Below are 19,359 nucleotides of genomic sequence, written 5' to 3'. Positions count from 1 at the left end.
GTATGAAAAAATGATCGGTACTGCATCCATTTCACTATGCTTTTTAATGAAAGTGATTAAAGCCCAGTCAGTTATAAAATGCCGTCTGTTTTAAAATAAAGCGTGATAATATGCCCTACAGAGAGATCAATCTGATGTAGCTATGTCTAATTTCAATAAAACCTTATCGAAACGCTTACGTCTGAATCATGCATATGGGCAATTAATTGCTCTTATTTTTGTGCCCATTATGATTTTAACGTGTGTTGGGGCTTTTCTGGTTTTAACTGAAACATCACGTTCTGCAAAGCAACAACAATTGCATCATGCCTCAGCGATTTTGGCACGCTACAATCAAATTGCTAAAGATCTCTACACATTAGTAGAACTACAACCAGACGAATATGATCATGCTCAACATATTATGCAAAGTATGTTTAGCGAGAAAAATCTAAAGCGTGCTGCTTTAATTGATAGTAATGGTCAGACTTATTTAAGTATCGGTTATCGAGATAATCGTTACTGGCCTAACTTCACACAAAACAATAACTTTTTTGGTCCGATCTCTTATAACCATAATAATATTTATGGAGTCCGTATCATTGATACCGCAGGAAAGCCTCCTGTCTGGCTCTTGATTGAAATGGATAATCAACCACTTGAATTAGCGCGTTATCGCATTTTGATTGCTTTAGTCATTACCGGTCTAATGACTTTATTATTACTTTTGCTCTGTCTTAACTTTTATTCTCGCCGCTGGATTGCACCCATGTATGAAATACGTATGCAATTACAGCGTCTCAATGCAGACACTTTAGACCAACACATCGTGATTAACAGTTCCGGTGAGTTAAGATTACTCCAGCGCGATATCGCAAACGTGGTGAAACGCTTACACTTTAGTTTTTTAGAGTTAAAAGAACATACCGAGCAAACAGAAGAAGACTTACGCAGAACTTTAGATACTTTAGAAGTTCAAAACATTACTTACCGTCAAGCACGCGACCAAGCTATTTCATCTAATCAGGCAAAATCGGTTTTCCTTGCCAATATCAGTCATGAACTTCGTACACCGCTTAATAGTATTGATGGCTTTATTCATTTATTACTTCGCCAACAAAATTTAAGTAACGAACAGAACCTTTATTTACAAACTATTCGCAAGTCCTCCGCCCATTTATTAGCATTAATTAATGATGTATTAGATTTCTCAAAAATTGATGCAGGTAAACTGGAACTTGAAACGGCACCTTTTGACTTAGAAGAAGCTGTATTTGATGTCATGGATATGTTGTCACCTTTGGCTGCACAAAAGCATATTGCCATGGCTTTTTATTATGCAGATAACATTCCTCAACAGGTAATTGGGGATGCTTTACGCTTTAAGCAAATTTTGACTAATTTGATTTCCAATGCCATCAAGTTCACGCCAGACGGTGAAATTATTGTTCGTGTACGTATGGAACATGATGACATCGGTCAGTGCTTGCTTCATTTTAGTGTTCAGGACAGTGGTATTGGTTTAAGCGGTACAGACCGTAAAAAATTATTTGAGTCGTTTTCGCAAGGCGATGCATCTGTTACCCGCCAATTTGGTGGTACAGGCTTAGGTCTGGCAATTTCTAAACAATTGGTTCATCTCATGCATGGCCAAATTGGCTTTGAAGATAACCAAGAACGTGCCCCAACAGAAAAAGGTTCAACATTCTGGTTTACTGCACAGTTTGCTGTAGATGAAGAACATGAAATTGAACATCCTCACTTCGAACATTTACAGGTGGTGTCTTATTTAGCCCACCCTGCAACAGCCAGTGTTTTACGCTACTATCTTGAAAATTATCAAGTACCACATATCGAAACTCAATCTATTCTGGACTTGTTTAGCCGCTTAAAACATCTCGACCAGAAAGACAATACATGGCTCATTGTTGATCATAGTGGTGATACTGAAGCTCTACTCAAAGAAATTCGTAGCCGCTATCAAGGTAACTTAGCAGTTTACGGCTATCAAATGACGCTTGAGCCAAACATGCTCACCGAATATCGCGCTCGCCCTCTTTATCAGCCATTAAGCCGTAGTGGCCTCATTCAATTATTAAGTGACCAACCTATCTTTGAAGAGGAACAACAAGACTTTAATGGGCAGGGTTTACATATTTTGGCGGTTGATGACCATTTACCTAACTTAATTGTTTTAGAAGCATTATTAGGTGAGTTAAATGTCAAAACTACTAAGGCCTTAAGTGGACAAGAAGCGCTTAATATTATTCAAGAAAGAATTGATCAGAAGCTTAAACCATTTGATTTGGTATTTATGGACATTCAAATGCCGGTTATGTCGGGCATTGATACCACACGTGCGATCCGCTCTTTAGAATCCACTTTAGATGGGGAAATGCAACTTCCAATTATCGCTCTAACAGCCCACGCGCTTGCAGATGAAAAGCAAAAGCTTCTTAAAGTTGGTATGAATGACTATGTCACCAAACCAATTCAAATGGAGCAAATCATTCAAATTTTAACGCAATGGACGAAAAACAACTTCACTGCGCAAAATCTAGCTAAAGATCATCATGTGGTTGCAGAAGCGTTAGATCCAGAAATTTTAAATTGGCAACAAAGTTTACAACTGGCAGCAAACAAAGAAGATTTAGCTCAAGATCTTCTCAAAATGTTGGTAGATAGCTTCCCAACCGAGCTAGAAGAAATGCAGCAACTCATTGAGCTTGAAGACTTTCCTCAGCTTGAGCATGTACTACACCGTCTTTATGGTGCTACACGCTATGTAGGCACACCAAAACTTCAACAAGTGACAGGTGACTTTGAACAATTTATTTCTACGCTACGCAAAGAACGCCGTAGAGCTGACGATGGCTTCATTGAAGAAGTCATGAGACGTTTCGATGAATTAGGTCTCGTCATTAAAGAAGTTGAGAGTGCAGCTCATCAAATTTTAGTCATACCAGATTAAATAATAGTTGTTAAATAGGCATGACTGACCTGTCATGTTTCCAATTTCCAGCCATGCTATGCTCCGCTTATCGATAAAAAAATAAGCGGGAATTTCATGGCACTTTTACGTATTGAAAAAAATAATGGCATTGCAACAGTTTATCTAAACCGTCCTGATAAACGTAACGCTATGAGTTTTGCTCTACTCAAAGAACTTGTAACAACGGCTAAAGCTATACAAAAAGACCGAGATATCCGCTGTGTAATTTTGACAGGTGAAGCACAAGTGTTTAGTGCTGGTATTGATTTATCTGACTTAAACAATCCTAAGAACTCTGCATTTGCCATTTGGGAACTTGTTAAACCAGGACAAAGCCTTTTCCAAAAAGCTTTTCTTATTTGGCAAAATTTGCCCGTCCCTGTTATTGCCGCTCTTGAAGGTTATTGTTTTGGGGCAGGTATGCAACTTGCACTAGCTGCCGATATCCGCATTGCCCACCCAGACACCAAAATGTCGATTATGGAAAGCCGTTGGGGTTTAGTACCAGATATGGGTCTTACCCGTTCGCTCAAAGGCTTGATTGGAGTTGACCTTGCAAAAGAGCTGACTTTAACTGCCCGTGTTTTTGACGGAAATTATGCAAAAGATATTGGACTTGTGACTCACTTAAGTGAGAACCCATTAGAAAAAGCAAATGTGATCGCTTCGGAAATGTTACAGCGCTCACCTGATGCATTGACTGCTGCAAAACGTGTACTAGATGCAATGGAACATCAACCAGAAAAATCATTACGCTTAGAAAAAATCTGGCAACTTAAATTATTACTTGGTAAAAATAGCAAACTTGCTCGTAAAAAAGACAAACATCCGGAAGTTAAATTTTTACCACGCCAATATAGATAAGAGCTTTATTATGAATTTTGATCGTAATACTCCTATTGCTTTTTTAGGCATAGGACTTATGGGAAGCCGTATGGCAAGCCGTCTTATACAAGCCGGCTTTCAGGTCGCAGTATGGAATCGAACAACATCTGCTTGTGAAGAACTTATTGATATTGGCGCGCATGCACTCGATCTTTCCAACATCGGACAATACCCTCTCATTTTAACTTGCCTAGCCGACGATAAAGCTGTGCAAGCAGTATTTGATCAAATTCAAACAAACATAAAAGCGGGTCAGGTCATTGTCGACTTCTCAAGTCTCTCTGTTGCTGCGACAAAAGCACTTGCTCAGGCTGCTGCTTTACAAGATGTGATATGGATTGACTCCCCTGTTTCAGGCGGTACAACTGGGGCAGAACAAGGCACGCTAGTCATTTTTGCAGGTGGCGATGCTCAAACTATTGAAGCTTTAAGTCCTGTTTATAATGTTCTTTCCCAACGTGTCACACGAATGGGAGATACAGGCACAGGACAAGCAACTAAAATTTGCAATCAACTCATTGTGGCAGCAAACAGTGCCCTGATTGCCGAAGCAGTTGCACTGGCAGATCGGGCGGGCGTAGATACCACTTTACTCGCTCCTGCCCTAGCTGGCGGATTTGCTGACTCAAAACCTTTTCAAATACTGGCACCACGTATGGCGACTCATACTTTCGAACCTGTTCAGTGGAAAGTTCAAACATTATCGAAAGACCTTAACAACGCAGTAACATTGGCTAACAATGTTAATTTAGACATCCCCGTTGCACAAAAAGCTCTATTACAGCTACAAACTCACCAAAAAAATGGCTTTGCTGAGAAAGATTTAGCTACTATGATTCAAGTAGTAGAGCAATAATAAACGGAGTTTGTGTATGGGTCGTCTTGCCGTTAACTTATCCATGATTTTTACCGAAGTTCCTTTAATTGAACGCTTTGCATTAGCCCATGCAGAGGGCTTTGAACATGTAGAAATTCAATTCCCATACGAGCTTGCCATTTCTGATATTCAAGACCAACTTGAACGTTACAACCTAAATTTATGTTTAATTAACGTTCCTACTGGTGACCTTATGCAAGGTGGAAATGGCTTAGCAGGTATACCGGGTCAAGAGGCAGCATTTCGTGAAGCATTACAGTTAGCGATTCGCTATGCCACAGCATTAAAAGTACCACGTGTTAATATTTTGGCAGGCAAGCAACCTCAAGACTCTGACTTACTTCCTTGCCTTAAGACACTTGCAAGCAACTTAAAATTAGCCTGTGATTTACTGACAGAACACGATATTGAACCTGTATTTGAAATGATTAATGGCACAGATATGCCACGCTTTTTGGTACAGAACATTGCGCAAGCCCAAGAAATGCTAGAAGCAGTCAATCACCCTGCCTTAAAAATGCAATATGACTGTTACCATATGGCAATGATGGGTGAAGATGTACTTGAAGGTTTACAAGAAAATATTCACCAGATTGGCCATATTCAGTTTGCAGATTGTCCGGGACGTCATGAACCCGATACGGCTCAAATACCGTATGAGCAAATTTTTTCATGGATTAAGCAAAGTGCTTATGAGGGCTATATTGCGGCAGAATATAAACCTAAAAATGGCTCAAATCAGTCATTTACATGGAAAAAGAAATATTTTTCCGATGATGTAAATATATAAACTGTTACTAGTTTTGTTTGAAATTCTGAGTGAAAACCACTATATTAGATAGTGAGTAATTGTCAGGAAAATATACCCTATATGAATTTAGAACCATCGCCCAGCGTGTCTAATTCTCACGATTTCGCAATGAACACCTCAAATAAAGACGTACAAGCTTGTCTTAAAGTCGTCCATGACGCTTTAGTTGATGTAAAAGCAAAAGATATTCTACAGTTAGATGTTAGTTCTATTAGCAATGTTGCTGATGCTATTGTCATCGCGAGTGGTACTTCTACTCGTCACGTCAAAGCACTTGCTGACAATGTTGCAGAAGAAGCTCGAAAAGCTGGTTTCCGCCCGATTGGCGTTGAAGGCGAACGAGATGCCGAATGGATCTTAATCGATCTTGGCTTTGTTGTAGTACATGTGATGCTACCAACTGCCCGCAAATTCTATGATTTAGAAAGCTTATGGCGTACTGCTCCAGAGTCGGTCGCATAAAATTTTGCTTTTTAAAAAAGCGGCTCTTTTGAGCCGCTTTTTGTTTATACACTTACTGAAACTTTTATTATTTAAACACCCACCTTTACCCTCATGTTCTATGAAAAGCTGGTAACTCAACAAAACTTTAATAACACTAACAAGCAAGTCATCACTCTTATTTAAAATTGACATGACAAATTGTCAGAATTCCAGCACTATACCAATTCTTATAGTCTCATCAATAAATAGCATAACCGGAGCACTAAAAAGTGAAGATACTCATTACAGGCGCCAACACAGGTATTGGTTTTGCCACAGCAGAACAACTTGTAAAACAAGGACAACATGTCATTTTGGCATGCCGAAATCCTCAAAAAGCACAAGAGGCACAAAACAAACTACGCTCACTCGACCAAGGAGAAGTCGATGTCGTTTCTCTCGACTTAAACAGCCTTGAATTAACTCAAAAAGCTGCCGAAGAAATTGCAGATAAATATGGCAGCCTTGATGTACTTATTAATAATGCCGGTCTATTTTCAAAAACAAAGCAACTCACCGTAGATGGGTTTGAACAGCAATTTGGCGTTAACTATTTAGGTCACTTTTTATTAACTCAAAAACTACTCCCCGTTTTAAAGCAGTCTCCTCAAGCACGTATTATTCATCTAGCGTCTATTGCTCACTGGGTTGGCTCAATTAAGCCTAATAAATTTCGTGCGGAAGGTTTTTACAATCCCCTGTTCTATTATGGACAATCCAAGCTTGCAAACTTACTGTTCAGCAATGCATTAGCTGAACAACTAGCAGACAGTTCAATTACCAATAATGCATTACACCCCGGTGGTGTTGCTTCCGATATTTATCGTGATTTACCAAAACCAGTTTATGCAGCCATGAAAGTAGGTTTAGTTCCAACATCGGTTCCTGCAAAGCTCATTACAGAAATGGCGACTGGCGACACATGGCAAAACCGCAATGGTGAATATGTCAGCGCGCATATGCCTGACTGGAAATCCTCTCATGCCAAAAACCAGCAATTAGCACGCGACCTCTATCAGCAATCTATGAATCTAGTGGAAAAGTTCCTCTAACCCTCAAAAAATAAAAAACCACCCGAAGGTGGTTTTTTTATATCAAAGCAACTTAGTGGCCTGTACCATTAATTGCTTTCGTCATATCTTCAACAACTTTCTTAGCATCACCAAAGATCATCATTGTTTTTTCGTTATAGAACAAGTCATTATCAAGTCCAGCATAACCTGTCGCCATAGAACGCTTAATCACCATGATTGTACGTGCTTTATGTGCTTCAAGAATCGGCATACCATAAATTGGTGAACCTGGGTCATCTTTTGCAGCAGGGTTCACAACGTCGTTTGCACCAATAACAAGTACTACGTCAGTTGCCGGGAAGTCTGAGTTAATCTCATCCATTTCCAAGATGTCTTCATATGCTACGTCTGCTTCAGCAAGCAATACGTTCATGTGACCAGGCATACGACCTGCAACCGGGTGAATTGCGAAACGGACGCGAACACCTTGCTCTTTTAGAATTTCGCATAACTCTTTTACAGCATTTTGTGCACGACCTTGCGCCATACCATAACCCGGTACAATCACAACGCTGTCTGCATTTGACATTAAGAAGCCAGCGTCATCAGCAGAACCTGAACGGTAGTTACGTTGAACTTGTTCACCTTTAGCAGCTGTAGAAACTGCTGCACCACCCATTGCACCACCAAACAATACGTTGATGATTGAACGGTTCATTGCTTTACACATGATGTATGACAGAATCGCACCAGATGAACCCACAAGTGAACCCGCAACGATCAACATGTTGTTTTCAAGGGTAAAACCAATACCTGCTGCTGCCCAACCAGAGAACGAGTTAAGAAGCGATACCACTACAGGCATATCACCACCACCTACTGGTGCAATCCATACCCAGCCAAATGCAAGTGCAAGTGCGGTCATTGCCCAGAAAGCAGTCATGTTGCCAGTTGTGAAGAAGTAGAAACCACAAGCCAACATCGCAACAAAAATAAGTGCTTGAACAGGTTTAACCCATGCACCAGAGATTGTTTTAGCCCATTTTTTCGCAGCCAATTTACCGTAAGCAAACACAGATGCTGTAAAGGTAATCGCACCAACGAAACAACCAACAAACAATTCAAATAGGTGAACCTTACTCATGTGTGCATGTTGCACGCCAGCCGCTGTTAATGCTGCCTCATTTTGAGCAAACAATGCTGTAAGCTGGTTGTTATGCAAAATTGCTGCAACTGCAATCAAAACCGCAGCCAAACCCACCAATGAGTGCATAAGTGCCACAGTTTCAGGCATTTGAGTCATTGGTACAGTACGTGCACGTGCAATACCCACAATCGCACCAAGCACCATTGCACCACCAATCATCCAAATAACCGGGTTATTGGCAACAAAGAAGGTTGTTACAACTGCAATCGCCATTGCGATCATACCGTAACGGTTACCTTGAATTGCTGTTTTAGGACCAGATAGGCCGCGAAGCGTCAAGATAAAGAGAATTGCGCCTACAAGGTACAACCAGTTTGCATTTGCTTGAATAAATTCCATGTCAAAGCCCTCTTATTTCTTTTGCTTAGGCTTGAACATTTCCAACATGCGTGCAGTTACTGCGAAGCCGCCGAAAATATTAATGCTTGCTAAAAATACTGCAATCGCACCAAGTACGCTCACAACATTCACACTTTGAAATGCAACATTTGCATCTACACCAAGTACAGGCAGGCCAACTGTTTGTAACATCGCACCAACAACAATAATCGATGACAATGCGTTGGTTACCGCCATAAGTGGCGTGTGCAAAGCTGGTGTAACACCCCAAACAACGTAATAACCTACGAAGATGGCAAGGACGAAAATTGTAATAGTTTCAACCATGAGAAATCTCCTTAACCACGCTTAAGCAGCACTTGACCGCCATGAGTGACCAATAGGGCTTTTTGGATTTCGTCTTCTTGATTAATCGCAAAGTTTTTCTCTTTGTCGAATAAAGTCTCTACGAAATTAAAAACGTTACGTGCATATAATGCAGAAGCTTCTGTCGCAACAGTGGCTGGAATATTTGGAATACCCAAAATTTTTACACCATTTTCAGTGACAACAGTTTCGCCAACTTTAGAACCTTCAACGTTACCGCCTGTTTCAACTGCCATATCTAAAATGACAGAGCCTGGTTTCATTTTGGCAACAGTTTCAGCTTTGATCAGACGCGGTGCGTCACGGCCTGGCAACAATGCTGTTGTAATCACGATATCGGCATTCGATACAGCTTTATCTACAATCGCAGCTTGGTCTTTGATGTATTGCTCACCCGGCATCCAGCCATAACCATTTTTTGCTGCATCTGCTGCACGTTGCTGTTCTTCTTCAGACATTGGTACGTCTAACCACTTACCGCCTAAAGACTCAACCTGATCTTTTGCCGTTGGACGTAAATCTGTTGCTTCAACAATTGCACCCAAACGTTTTGCAGTAGCAATCGCTTGAAGGCCTGCCACCCCAACACCCATAATCACAACACGTGCAGGCTTTACAGTACCAGCAGCAGTCATAAGCATTGGGAACATGCGTTGATATTCAGCAGCTGCAAGCAAAACTGATTTATAACCAGCTAAGTTTGCTTGAGAAGACAACACATCCATGTTTTGTGCACGAGAAAGCGTACGAGGAAGCAATTCCAGAGCAAAAGCAGACACTTGCTGATTCGCAAATTGGTCTAGCTCGGTATTACGATAAGGATCAAACATTGCTACAACAGTTGTATTTGCTGCAAGTTTTTGAATTTCCCCGCCTTGTGGCGCACGAACTTTCAAAATAATTTGACTACCTGTATAGGCATCATCCGTAATGGTTGCACCGACCTGTTCATAAGCACTGTCAATGTACGCAGCCTTTACACCAGCACCACGTTCAATCACAACGCTATGACCAGCGCTAATCAACTTCTTTACTGTCTCTGGCGTAGCAGCTACACGATTTTCACCGACGACAGTTTCGGTTGGGATTCCGATCTGCATGAGCGTTCCTCAAGCTAATTTCTCATTGTCAAAAACATTGCAACCCGCAATGTTTCCCCCATGTGTATTCTTTGTACAGAATTTGGATTCTAATTGAACTTTTTGAAAATACCACCCACTATTTATTTAATAAATACCCATATTTTGAACTGATGATTCACGATATTTAACATGAGGTGTAATATAGGAGGATTTTTCTTTTTTTGCAGACAATAGTCTCTCTTATACAGTCCTGTATATGAAAATTTCTTTATCTTCGTTTCAAATTGGGTCTTTTTTTGCGCTCTGCTCTGCTTTTCTATTCAGCACAAAAGCGATTTTTATTAAACAAACTTATGCCCTTTCTCCATTAGTAGACGGTACAGTCCTGATGGCTTTACGGATGTTAAGCGCTTTACCGTTTTTTCTATTAATTTGCTGGTTCAATAGGCATCATAATCAGGGCATAAAAAAGAAGGATTGGCTAATTTTAATTTTTGCCGGTCTATTAGGCTACTACTTTGCCAGCTGGCTCGATTTCATGGGCCTCATGTTTATTAGCGCTTCTTTAGAGCGAATCATCCTATTTTTATATCCCACACTTACCGTGATCGCTTCAAGTCTGCTCTACAAACAAAAATTAGATGTAAAAAGTTTATTCGCCATTTTTCTTAGTTATGGTGGAACCGTGTTAGTGATGCTGCAAGAGCACAAAAATGCACCAATTCAGGGCAACTTTTGGCTCGGAACAAGTTTTGTATTTGCTAGCGCTGTAGCTTTTGCCGGTTATTTACTGCTGACTCCACCATTAATTAAAAAATTTGGCTCTTGGAATTTCACAGGGTTAGCCTTAACTGTGGCTTGTATCGGCACATTAACTCATTACGTATTAAGCACACCTCAACCTATTCAACTTCTATTACAACTCCCCTCTAGTGTAATTTGGTACGGGATTGGCTTAGGTTTTTTAGTCACTGTCTTACCTACCGTTATGCTTATGCAAAGCATTGAGCGACTCGGAGCATCTCAATCTGCAATGATTGCTTCGATCGGACCAGTTTTAACGATTTTGCTTGCCGTTGCTTTTTTAAATGAAAACCTAAATATATGGCAATGGTTCGGTTGTTTCCTCAATATAGTCGGCGTAATGATGATTACTTTAAGAAAGAAAAGACTAAAACACTAAATGCTCTTGACCTCAACTTAAGTTGAGGTTGGATACTCATCTAAATTTTATTAAACGGTTGAGTTCCATGAACAAAGAAATTTTTAAAATCATAAATCCTTCTACTTTATATGACCCAACACCTAACGCTTATAGTCATGTCGCTGTAGTAAGCAATTTTAACAATATTATTCATATTGCAGGTCAAGGTGGCGAAGACAAACAAGGTCAATTAAGTTCTCATTTCAGCGAACAAGTCCTACAAGCATTTGAAAATATTAACTATGCGTTAGTGGCTGCCAATGCAGAGCTTACGGATATTGCTGTTTTAAGAATTCTAGTTGTTGACCATTCGGTAGAAAAACATGAGATTTTGATTAAAATTATGAAGGATTTATGGAAAAATCATCCTTTTCCAGCCTGCACACTCATTCCTGTGCCGCGTCTTGCACTAGAACATATGCTCATTGAAGTCGAAGCAACGGCATACACTTAATAAAATCGAGAGAACATCATGTCTACCCCTGAAGATATCAGTCAAAATAAACCTTTACTTTGGTTGATGGCAGCAGCATGTGGCCTATGTGCAGGTGTGAATTACTATTGCCAACCCCTTATTCACTCTATTCAGCAAGATTTTGCTGTAACTCAGGCACAAGCTGCTTTAACAGTAACATTTGCTCAGGTGTCTTATGCCTTAGGTTTACTCTTTATTGTTCCGATGGGTGATATTGTCAATAAAGCCAAAGCTATTCCGTTTTTGATGATGCTTTGTGCAGTTGGCCTATTTACCTCTGCTTTTGCTGTTAACTTACCTATGCTCTGGATCGGTACAATTTTAGCGGGTTTGTTTTCAGTTGCAGCTCAAGTGCTTATTCCTCTTGCAACAATGACGGTTAAACCTGAAAAAACTGGTGAGATTATTGGCTTCTTAATGAGTGGCTTATTGGTCGGGATTTTACTCTCTACCAGTCTGGCTGGCTTATTTTCCAACCTTTTCCACTGGAAAGTCGTTTATGCCATAAGCGGTATATTAATGCTTCTGTTGGCCTATACCTTAAAAAGCCGCCTGCCGTATGTCATGCGTATGAAACTGAACTATGGACAAATTTTTGTTTCCATGGCTCAGCTTTTAAAAGAGGAAAAGCGACTTTTATTAAGAGCGCTTACAGGTGCATTCGCCTTTGCGTCAGTGAGTATTTTGTATTCAACAATCGCGTTACTACTGACCTCGGCACATCATTTACCCGATCTATTTATTGGGCTGGTACCTTTAGTTGGTATCTTTGGTGCGTTATCAACACGTTATATCGGTAAATATGCCGACCAAGGCTACACACGTTTACTCACCTGGATGGGTTGCGGGCTATTTTTGGTAAGCTGGATTTGTTTCTATTTCGGACAAACTCTACTTTCAGCTTATGTTATTGGTTTTGCTTTAATTCAATTGGCACTTGCCCTTGTCCACACCAGCAACCAAAGTATTATTTTCCGCTTACGTCCCGATGCCAAATCTCGTATTAATGCTATTTATATGACTACTTATTTTATTGGTGGTGCAGCTGGTTCGGCATTAGGGATTTTTGCATGGAATCGTGGTGGATGGACCATGACTTGCCTAGCAGGTGTTGGACTCGTTGTATTTTGTATTTTATTTAGCATGATTGATGCTTTCTTACAAAAAAAGCAAATGGCTTAGCTATAAGGTAATTTGTTAAAAATCATTTTAATAAAACCCACCATTGCTTTGAACAATGGTGGAGAAACTACTTAATTAGCTAAAAAATTAAATATGAGGTAAAACATTAGGAACGATATCTTGAAAGGTACGACCATGTACGTTTTCACCAATTGCATGCATTTTCCACACATCATTATGGCGATAAATTTTTGCAATAATTAGGCCAGTATGGGCACCTTGTGAAGAAAGTTTATAACTTGCAATTTCTTGATTAGTTGATTGATCAACCAAACGACAGAATGCATTTTCCACTTTCTCAAAACTCTGACCGCGAAAACTATTAACAGTAAATACTAAAGATTTTACTTGGGCAGGAATTTGATTAAGATTCACACGAATTATCTCATCATCCCCACTTCCCTCACCAGTTAAATTGTCTCCCGAATGACGAATGCTTCCATCTTTACTTTGTAATTGCCCAAAGTAGACAACATCAAGCATTTTTTTATTTTCATCAAATAAAATGACCGAAGCATCAAGATCAATATTACCACTGCCTCCAAATCCAAAAAATCCTTTACTTTTTACTACATCCCAACCTACACCTAAGAAAACTTGTTGAAGACTACTACCATCTGCTTTTTGCAAATTGATTTTTTGACCTTTTTCTAAATTAATTGCCATATTATGGATCTCTCTATTAGGACTATAAAAACGATGACTTTTACTTTTTAATGAGACTGTTGACGGTTTAACTTTGACATCAACCACTGTAAAAAATTATTTCGGTTTCTTGAGCAAATAATGACTTTACCAGCACCTGAAAAACGCAACACCATGCCTTCACCACTCGTTACACTATTGACTAAATTGCCAAGGAAACCACTATTCTGTGAAGTTGAAACAGATAAATGATAATTTAGACGTGAATCCCAACAGACTACATGCCCATTATCAATAACAACCTCTTTATTCGGCTCTACTTCTAACTCAAATAAAGTCCCACAGCCAGAAACTACAACTTGTCCCTGACCACTGGTTTCCATAACAAGAAAACCACCTGTATTCCCCAAAAAAGCCCCTCCAAGACTAGTATTTAATCTTGCTTTTACATTGACTGAATCATGGGCGGCAACAAATGCACCATCACTCAATATATATTGAGTAGCACCTACATCGAGAATTTGCATATCGCCATCTAGTGAAGCAGACAATAAACAGTCACCATCTCCACGTACAGCTTCGATATGCTGCTGAAATAAGGATTCATCATTAGCAAAACGGCGTAATAATGATTGCATTAAGCCACCCTGTAGTTTTCCCTTTAACTCAAGGCCATCTTCCATCATGACCATTGCATTACTTTCACAATAAATTCGATCCCCGCGACGCATTGCAACATGTAAGAATGGCTCTGGTGAACCTACTAAACTAAAGTGTGCCATTTTTATTGACCTTTTTAATTTCTAACAATTCGATGATGTTTGGCCGCATTTAACCAATCAGGAAATTCTTGCAGTAACAATTCATATAAGCGCTCATCCGAAACGCTATCAATCCGGTCTAAACTAAAAAAATTACAGTTATCAACAATACGACCTGACATTTCATCCAACTTTTCAAGTGCCCCGTAATCACGTCCGCCAATCCCAACAAATTGCCAAAAAATGGGAAGCTTGGCAGCTTGAGATAATATTTTTTTCATTTCTCGACGACTTCCAACTCCACCATCAGAAATAAATAAAACATAAGTTGGAATTTGATCATTAAATTTTTGGAAATAATTAATCACAGCTTCAATTGCTGGTATTTCCTCATTATACCGTGCGCCAACTGACCAGTTTTTCCAACCTCGATGAGTCGTATTAATAAAATCATTAACATTAGTTAAAACAACATCATCGAGCTGTGTTGTTTTTGCGGCAAATGCCCAGCACTCAAAACTTCCATTATCATCAAAATGGATTGCTAATGGCATCAAACGATCAACTACTTTTTGCACATCCCCACGGCGATATTGCCAATCCATTGATCCAGAGGCATCAAGAACGAGTGCAACTCTTGCTGTTAAATCTAGCAAGTTTTTTTTCTCTAGCTGAATCAGAGATTTTTTAGTTAGATCAATAATTGAAGCATTCCCTGTTTTTTCTGCTTTTTCCAGAGAAAGTTTTTTCTTTAGATCAACACTTGATGGTTGCACTATAGAGTCTTTCTGTGCAAAGCTTTCATCTGCAACTTCACCTCCGAAATGGCGAATTAATGCAGCCAACCCCTCATTAAAACCTTGTCCAATTGCAGCCAAACGCCACACACCATCTTTACGATAGATTTCAATAAGCATAGTGGCACGTTCTTGATCAAATAACTGGCTATTGAGTTCTAATTCAGCAATAAGCTGATTTTGTAGATTCATTATTTTGACAGTTATTTTCTGTACACTAGACATGACAGCATGACCATCAATTGCAGCAGTTAAAATTAAATGATGAATGCTCAAAGGAAGTTTTTGAAGACCAACTTTGAAATAGCTAGACTCAGTATTATTTTCAAGCAAACCTACAGCCTGACATGGCGTTTCAGGTTGATTATAAAATGTCATATATCGCTCATCACTTAAACGATACTGTGAATCAAGCCCGAAAGTAGCGATATCTAGTTCAAAATCTGCTTGATATTGAATTTGGATATAAAAAGAGGGTTGCCCCTGTAAAATATCATTTAATTTTATTTTTTGTCCGCGAACTAGGTTCAACATATAAAAAATAACCTATTTTTATCATTTATAAATATAAAAAAGAAAGATAGTGCCTAAACACTATCTTTCAAATGTCTCTTAAACAGAAACACCATAAGAGGCTGCTAAAGGCCCTAAACCACCAGCAAAACCTTGACCAATTGCACGGAATTTCCATTCACTGCCATGTTTGTAAAGTTCGCCGAAGATCATAGCCGTTTCCGTGCTACTGTCTTCAGATAAGTCATAACGTGCGATCTCACTACCACCCGCATCATTAGTTACGCGAATATAAGCATTAGCAACTTGACCAAAGTTTTGGTTACGAGCTTGTCCATCATAAATCGTTACAGCAAAGATTACTTTTGAAACATCAGCAGGAACCTTGCTCAAGTCCACACTTAATGTCTCATCATCACCGTCACCCTCACCTGTACGGTTATCACCATTGTGAACTACTGAACCATCAGATGATTTTAGGTTATTAAAGAAAATAAAATCATTATCTGCACGAACCTTACCGTTTTCATTAACTAAAAATGCAATAGCATCAAGGTCAAAAGCAGTTCCATCCGTCACGCGTGGGTTCCAGCCTAAGCCCACAGTTGTTTTGGTAATGCCTGGTGCTTCTTTTGTTAAACTAACGTTACCGCCTTTAGTTAAACTAATTGCCATGTGAGTTACTCCTTATTAAATTTAAACTCATTATTTATTTGATTAGAATAATGGAGATCATAATAAATGATATATCCATTAATTTTTATTAAGCTTGTGTCTGATTTTTACTATAAGCAATCGAAGATAATACAGCCCATGTGATGAACGCTATTCCAATTAAGCCTGTTATGACCTCAGGAACATGCCCACCTGTTCCAGTGTACAACATAATTGCAGCCAAAGCTCCGATTGCGTAATGCGCCCCATGTTCTAAATAAATAAAGGCTTCTAAAGTACCTTTTTCAACTAAATAAATAGTCATAGAACGGACAAACATTGCACCAATTGCTAACCCCAACATAATAATTACAACATCATTTGTGATCGCAAAGGCACCAATAACACCATCAAAACTAAATGAGGCATCTAAAACTTCCAAATAAAGAAAGCCGCCAATACCGGCCTTAACAAGATTACCTGACTTGCTAGATTCCTGCTCTTCATCAGATTCATCGCCACTGCTTTCGAGCAAATGACCAATGACCTGAACCCCAATGTATACCACGATGCCCCAAATACCAGCTACAATCACAATTAATTTCTGTTCTAAAGGAACAAATGCGGACATAACAAGTAGAGCAATTAAGGATACAAATACTGACATTGCCGGGATATTAGCCAAATTCGAAAGATGTACCTCTAACCAGTGGAACCAATGCGTATCTTTGCCATCATCAAATAAAAAATTTAAAAATACCAATAGCAAGAACATACCACCAAAAGCTGAAATTTCAGCATGATGGGCGAGTAGTTTTTCTGAATACGCTTTGGGATCATTTAGTGCCAATTTGGCAACTTCGATCATTCCCATATCAGCAGTTACGCCAACGATTAATAAAGGGAAGACTAAACGCATACCAAATACGGCAACCAAAATTCCCACTGTAAGGAAAATCTTTTTCCAGAACTCATCCCAGTTTCTTAATACTGAAGCATTCACCACAGCATTATCAAAAGATAAAGAGACCTCCATTACCGCCAATACACTTGTAATCAACAATGCTTTAAGCATCATAGAGAAACCAGCATTTGTTCCATGAGTTAACCCCCACCATGCCGATAATCCTAAACAAATCACGGTAAAAAAAATTGAGAAACGAAAATGTTTCATTTTTTTCCTTTTATTAAAAATTTAAAAGTGCTCATCATTCATTTGTTGAAATGATAATTTCATCCAACCTGAATACCATACTGTTGACACATTGCAGCCAATCCCCCAGCGTAACCTTGACCGACTGCTCTAAATTTCCATTCCCCATTATGGCGATACACTTCTCCGAACACCATGGCCGTTTCGGTAGAATAGTCCTCGGCCAAATCGAAACGTACGACTTCTACATTTGTATCTTGGTTTACTACTCGAATAAATGCATTTGCAATCTGCCCAAAGTTTTGGCCTCTTGTCTGAGCATCGTGAATGGTTACTGTAATTGCGATTTTTTCAACTTCAGGAGCAACTTTTGAAAGGTTAACCAATATAGTTTCATCATCACCATCGCCCTGACCCGAACGGTTATCCCCTGTATGCTCTACCGAACCATCCTGTGATTTAAGTTGATTATAAAAAATAAAATCGTGATCTCCACGGACCTTACCTGTAGCTGTTAATAAGAAGGCACTCGCATCTAAATCAAATGCAGCCCCATCCGTCGCTCGCTCATCCCACCCTAATCCAATTAAGACGCGGACCAAATTAGGGTCTGTTTTACTTAAGGATAAATTTCCACCTTTATTTAAACTAATTGCCATTTTGTATTTTCTCCTCGTCTTAACAATCGACAGTTCACAATCTCAATGATTCGTATATAAGTAAGTCTTTCTGTTTTATCTTTAATTTAAATGTTATTTGCTACCTGCAACCCAACGTAAACCGAAACTAAACGCTTGATCTAGCTCTCGATGACCTGGTACATAACGCACATGGCGTTGGACTTGAATACTACCGCTCTGATTCACTAACTCAACAATACCGCACATACCTAAAGGCTGTCCTTCAGTCAAACGAATCTCAATTGGTGGCTGATCGGGAACATAAATCGTCACTACTGCATCTGTCTCAGCCCAATTGGGTACACCTTCATAAATGAAAGCAAATAAGACCACTCGACGAATTTGTTGCCAATTCTGTCCATTAATTCGAAGCCATTCACCCTCTTTTAATGCGCCAGTACGGTCATCTGCAGAAAGCTGGATATATGGAAAATCGTTAAAACTACCAAATCTCTTTCCTAATGCCTGAACAACCGATTTAGTACCATCTTGCATTTCAAAAAGGCATCCCAAATCGAGATCAATTCCCTGATTCTGATTAAGAAGCTTTTTAAAGAAACCACCTGGTTGTGTCTGCTGAGAACTCTGATTCCAATTCAGATTAATTTTGATCTCTCCAAACCCTTGTGCCTGTTTTTTTAAATTAATCTGACTATTACGTTTATCTAAAGTAATTTTACTTAAATTAATTTTCGGCTGCGTTACAGGAGTAGGTGGTATAGGTGCAGAAGGTTGATCACTAATTTCGACACCAAAATATTCAGATAAAGGCTTTAAGCCCCCATTAAAACCCTGATTTACAAAACGTAATTTCCATTGATCTTTATGGCGATAAACTTCCGCCAAAATCAGTGCCTTTTCTGTTTTTTCGGCACTCTTTACAGTTGCAGTAGCAGTGAGCTGCCCATTTTCCCATAATTCTATTTGAATATCCTGAATGGTATTTAGTACACCTTCACCATCAACCGTCGCACACATAGCGATTTTGTGAATATCAACATCCAACTTTTGTGTATTAATATTAAATTGTGCTAAATAAGGCACTTTGTAGGTCGTTTCAATTAACTCAACACTACAATTTGGTGTCTGCTTTTGGCCATAAAAAACCATATCAGCATCACCACGCACTTTACCTTGAGAGTTTAATAGATAAGCGGTTACATCTAGACCAATATTCGTTGGCAAGGTGGTTTTAACTTTCAAATGAAATTGTGCAGAGCTTAAGACCAGATTGGCGCCCGTAATGAGTTGTTGCATTGAA

At 39.3% G+C, this 19,359-nt stretch carries 19 protein-coding genes; 9 read left to right on the top strand and 10 right to left on the bottom strand.

The window, feature by feature from the left end; translation table 11 throughout:
- Positions 1–142: 142 nt before the first annotated feature.
- The 6 genes from RFX69_RS03850 (at position 143) to RFX69_RS03825 (ending at position 7,079) form a co-directional block, all read left to right on the top strand.
- The gene (locus RFX69_RS03850; protein WP_000064534.1) at positions 143–2,950 is read left to right on the top strand and encodes an ATP-binding protein; all 2,808 of its coding nucleotides are present in this window, start codon (positions 143–145) and stop codon (positions 2,948–2,950) included.
- A gap of 96 nt (positions 2,951–3,046) precedes the next feature.
- A complete protein-coding gene (locus tag RFX69_RS03845; RefSeq protein ID WP_272353596.1) occupies positions 3,047–3,835 on the top strand; it encodes a crotonase/enoyl-CoA hydratase family protein in 789 nt (262 codons plus the stop codon).
- A 10-nt stretch (positions 3,836–3,845) separates the two neighbouring features.
- A complete protein-coding gene (locus tag RFX69_RS03840) occupies positions 3,846–4,712 on the top strand; it encodes an NAD(P)-dependent oxidoreductase (RefSeq protein ID WP_272411379.1) in 867 nt (288 codons plus the stop codon).
- Between the two features lie 16 nt (positions 4,713–4,728).
- Positions 4,729–5,523 (top strand): hydroxypyruvate isomerase family protein, encoded by a 795-nt coding sequence (locus RFX69_RS03835; protein ID WP_272330075.1) that lies wholly within the window; start codon positions 4,729–4,731, stop codon positions 5,521–5,523.
- An 81-nt stretch (positions 5,524–5,604) separates the two neighbouring features.
- Positions 5,605–6,006, top strand: coding sequence for a ribosome silencing factor (gene rsfS, locus RFX69_RS03830; RefSeq protein WP_001047580.1), 402 nt, complete (start codon positions 5,605–5,607; stop codon positions 6,004–6,006).
- A 251-nt stretch (positions 6,007–6,257) separates the two neighbouring features.
- Complete coding sequence (locus RFX69_RS03825; protein WP_271056249.1) at positions 6,258–7,079, top strand: SDR family NAD(P)-dependent oxidoreductase; 822 nt, start codon at positions 6,258–6,260, stop codon at positions 7,077–7,079.
- 52 nt (positions 7,080–7,131) lie between these two features.
- Here RFX69_RS03825 and RFX69_RS03820 read toward each other — a convergent pair whose 3' ends face one another.
- Genes RFX69_RS03820 through RFX69_RS03810 form a run of 3 tightly spaced genes read right to left on the bottom strand, consistent with a single transcriptional unit; the run spans position 7,132 to position 10,052 of the window.
- Positions 7,132–8,586 carry an NAD(P)(+) transhydrogenase (Re/Si-specific) subunit beta gene (locus RFX69_RS03820; protein ID WP_000394402.1) on the bottom strand — a complete coding sequence of 485 codons (1,455 nt, stop codon included), beginning with the start codon at positions 8,584–8,586 and terminating at the stop codon, positions 7,132–7,134.
- A gap of 12 nt (positions 8,587–8,598) precedes the next feature.
- A complete protein-coding gene (locus RFX69_RS03815) occupies positions 8,599–8,913 on the bottom strand; it encodes a proton-translocating transhydrogenase family protein (protein ID WP_000230434.1) in 315 nt (104 codons plus the stop codon).
- A gap of 11 nt (positions 8,914–8,924) precedes the next feature.
- Complete coding sequence (locus RFX69_RS03810; RefSeq protein WP_001165468.1) at positions 8,925–10,052, bottom strand: Re/Si-specific NAD(P)(+) transhydrogenase subunit alpha; 1,128 nt, start codon at positions 10,050–10,052, stop codon at positions 8,925–8,927.
- Positions 10,053–10,290: 238 nt separating this feature from the next.
- On the opposite strand from RFX69_RS03810, the gene RFX69_RS03805 reads away from it, so the two are divergent.
- The 3 genes from RFX69_RS03805 (at position 10,291) to RFX69_RS03795 (ending at position 12,895) form a co-directional block, all read left to right on the top strand.
- On the top strand, positions 10,291–11,217 hold the full coding sequence (locus RFX69_RS03805; protein WP_000703575.1) for a DMT family transporter: 927 nt from the start codon (positions 10,291–10,293) through the stop codon (positions 11,215–11,217).
- A 67-nt stretch (positions 11,218–11,284) separates the two neighbouring features.
- Positions 11,285–11,692: a RidA family protein gene (locus tag RFX69_RS03800; protein ID WP_086267226.1), complete on the top strand. Its 408-nt coding sequence runs from the start codon at positions 11,285–11,287 to the stop codon at positions 11,690–11,692.
- 18 nt (positions 11,693–11,710) lie between these two features.
- Entirely contained in the window at positions 11,711–12,895 is a 1,185-nt protein-coding gene (locus RFX69_RS03795) for an MFS transporter (protein WP_000106687.1), read from the top strand.
- An 87-nt stretch (positions 12,896–12,982) separates the two neighbouring features.
- Here RFX69_RS03795 and RFX69_RS03790 read toward each other — a convergent pair whose 3' ends face one another.
- From RFX69_RS03790 to RFX69_RS03760, 7 genes are all read right to left on the bottom strand, one after another.
- Positions 12,983–13,561, bottom strand: a complete 579-nt coding sequence (locus RFX69_RS03790; RefSeq protein WP_005129655.1) for a TerD family protein — start codon at positions 13,559–13,561, stop codon at positions 12,983–12,985.
- A 47-nt stretch (positions 13,562–13,608) separates the two neighbouring features.
- Complete coding sequence (locus tag RFX69_RS03785) at positions 13,609–14,322, bottom strand: TIGR00266 family protein (RefSeq protein WP_005129657.1); 714 nt, start codon at positions 14,320–14,322, stop codon at positions 13,609–13,611.
- Positions 14,323–14,336: 14 nt separating this feature from the next.
- Positions 14,337–15,632 carry a VWA domain-containing protein gene (locus RFX69_RS03780; RefSeq protein ID WP_289332497.1) on the bottom strand — a complete coding sequence of 432 codons (1,296 nt, stop codon included), beginning with the start codon at positions 15,630–15,632 and terminating at the stop codon, positions 14,337–14,339.
- A gap of 78 nt (positions 15,633–15,710) precedes the next feature.
- Positions 15,711–16,286 (bottom strand): TerD family protein, encoded by a 576-nt coding sequence (locus RFX69_RS03775; protein WP_005129659.1) that lies wholly within the window; start codon positions 16,284–16,286, stop codon positions 15,711–15,713.
- Positions 16,287–16,374: 88 nt separating this feature from the next.
- A complete protein-coding gene (locus tag RFX69_RS03770) occupies positions 16,375–17,439 on the bottom strand; it encodes a DUF475 domain-containing protein (RefSeq protein ID WP_289332498.1) in 1,065 nt (354 codons plus the stop codon).
- Between the two features lie 59 nt (positions 17,440–17,498).
- Positions 17,499–18,077, bottom strand: coding sequence for a TerD family protein (locus tag RFX69_RS03765; RefSeq protein ID WP_005129662.1), 579 nt, complete (start codon positions 18,075–18,077; stop codon positions 17,499–17,501).
- 93 nt (positions 18,078–18,170) lie between these two features.
- Entirely contained in the window at positions 18,171–19,355 is a 1,185-nt protein-coding gene (locus RFX69_RS03760) for a TerD family protein (RefSeq protein WP_005129663.1), read from the bottom strand.
- Positions 19,356–19,359: the final 4 nt, after the last annotated feature.

The organism is Acinetobacter sp. 148, assembly GCF_031196675.1.
In the GTDB taxonomy this organism is placed as follows: domain Bacteria; phylum Pseudomonadota; class Gammaproteobacteria; order Pseudomonadales; family Moraxellaceae; genus Acinetobacter; species Acinetobacter baumannii.
Note: the sequence above shows the minus strand (reverse complement) of the source record. Positions and strands in the feature narration are given on the sequence as shown.

Bases quoted from the DNA above. Each gene is read 5' to 3' on its own strand.
- RFX69_RS03850 (WP_000064534.1), top strand. From the start codon at position 143: ATGTCTAATTTCAATAAAACCTTATCGAAACGCTTACGTCTGAATCAT.
- RFX69_RS03845 (WP_272353596.1), top strand. From the start codon at position 3,047: ATGGCACTTTTACGTATTGAAAAAAATAATGGCATTGCAACAGTTTAT.
- RFX69_RS03840 (WP_272411379.1), top strand. From the start codon at position 3,846: ATGAATTTTGATCGTAATACTCCTATTGCTTTTTTAGGCATAGGACTT.
- RFX69_RS03835 (WP_272330075.1), top strand. From the start codon at position 4,729: ATGGGTCGTCTTGCCGTTAACTTATCCATGATTTTTACCGAAGTTCCT.
- rsfS (WP_001047580.1), top strand. From the start codon at position 5,605: ATGAATTTAGAACCATCGCCCAGCGTGTCTAATTCTCACGATTTCGCA.
- RFX69_RS03820 (WP_000394402.1), bottom strand. From the start codon at position 8,586: ATGGAATTTATTCAAGCAAATGCAAACTGGTTGTACCTTGTAGGCGCA.
- RFX69_RS03815 (WP_000230434.1), bottom strand. From the start codon at position 8,913: ATGGTTGAAACTATTACAATTTTCGTCCTTGCCATCTTCGTAGGTTAT.
- RFX69_RS03810 (WP_001165468.1), bottom strand. From the start codon at position 10,052: ATGCAGATCGGAATCCCAACCGAAACTGTCGTCGGTGAAAATCGTGTA.
- RFX69_RS03805 (WP_000703575.1), top strand. From the start codon at position 10,291: ATGAAAATTTCTTTATCTTCGTTTCAAATTGGGTCTTTTTTTGCGCTC.
- RFX69_RS03800 (WP_086267226.1), top strand. From the start codon at position 11,285: ATGAACAAAGAAATTTTTAAAATCATAAATCCTTCTACTTTATATGAC.
- RFX69_RS03795 (WP_000106687.1), top strand. From the start codon at position 11,711: ATGTCTACCCCTGAAGATATCAGTCAAAATAAACCTTTACTTTGGTTG.
- RFX69_RS03790 (WP_005129655.1), bottom strand. From the start codon at position 13,561: ATGGCAATTAATTTAGAAAAAGGTCAAAAAATCAATTTGCAAAAAGCA.
- RFX69_RS03785 (WP_005129657.1), bottom strand. From the start codon at position 14,322: ATGGCACACTTTAGTTTAGTAGGTTCACCAGAGCCATTCTTACATGTT.
- RFX69_RS03780 (WP_289332497.1), bottom strand. From the start codon at position 15,632: ATGTTGAACCTAGTTCGCGGACAAAAAATAAAATTAAATGATATTTTA.
- RFX69_RS03775 (WP_005129659.1), bottom strand. From the start codon at position 16,286: ATGGCAATTAGTTTAACTAAAGGCGGTAACGTTAGTTTAACAAAAGAA.
- RFX69_RS03770 (WP_289332498.1), bottom strand. From the start codon at position 17,439: ATGAAACATTTTCGTTTCTCAATTTTTTTTACCGTGATTTGTTTAGGA.
- RFX69_RS03765 (WP_005129662.1), bottom strand. From the start codon at position 18,077: ATGGCAATTAGTTTAAATAAAGGTGGAAATTTATCCTTAAGTAAAACA.
- RFX69_RS03760 (WP_005129663.1), bottom strand. From the start codon at position 19,355: ATGCAACAACTCATTACGGGCGCCAATCTGGTCTTAAGCTCTGCACAA.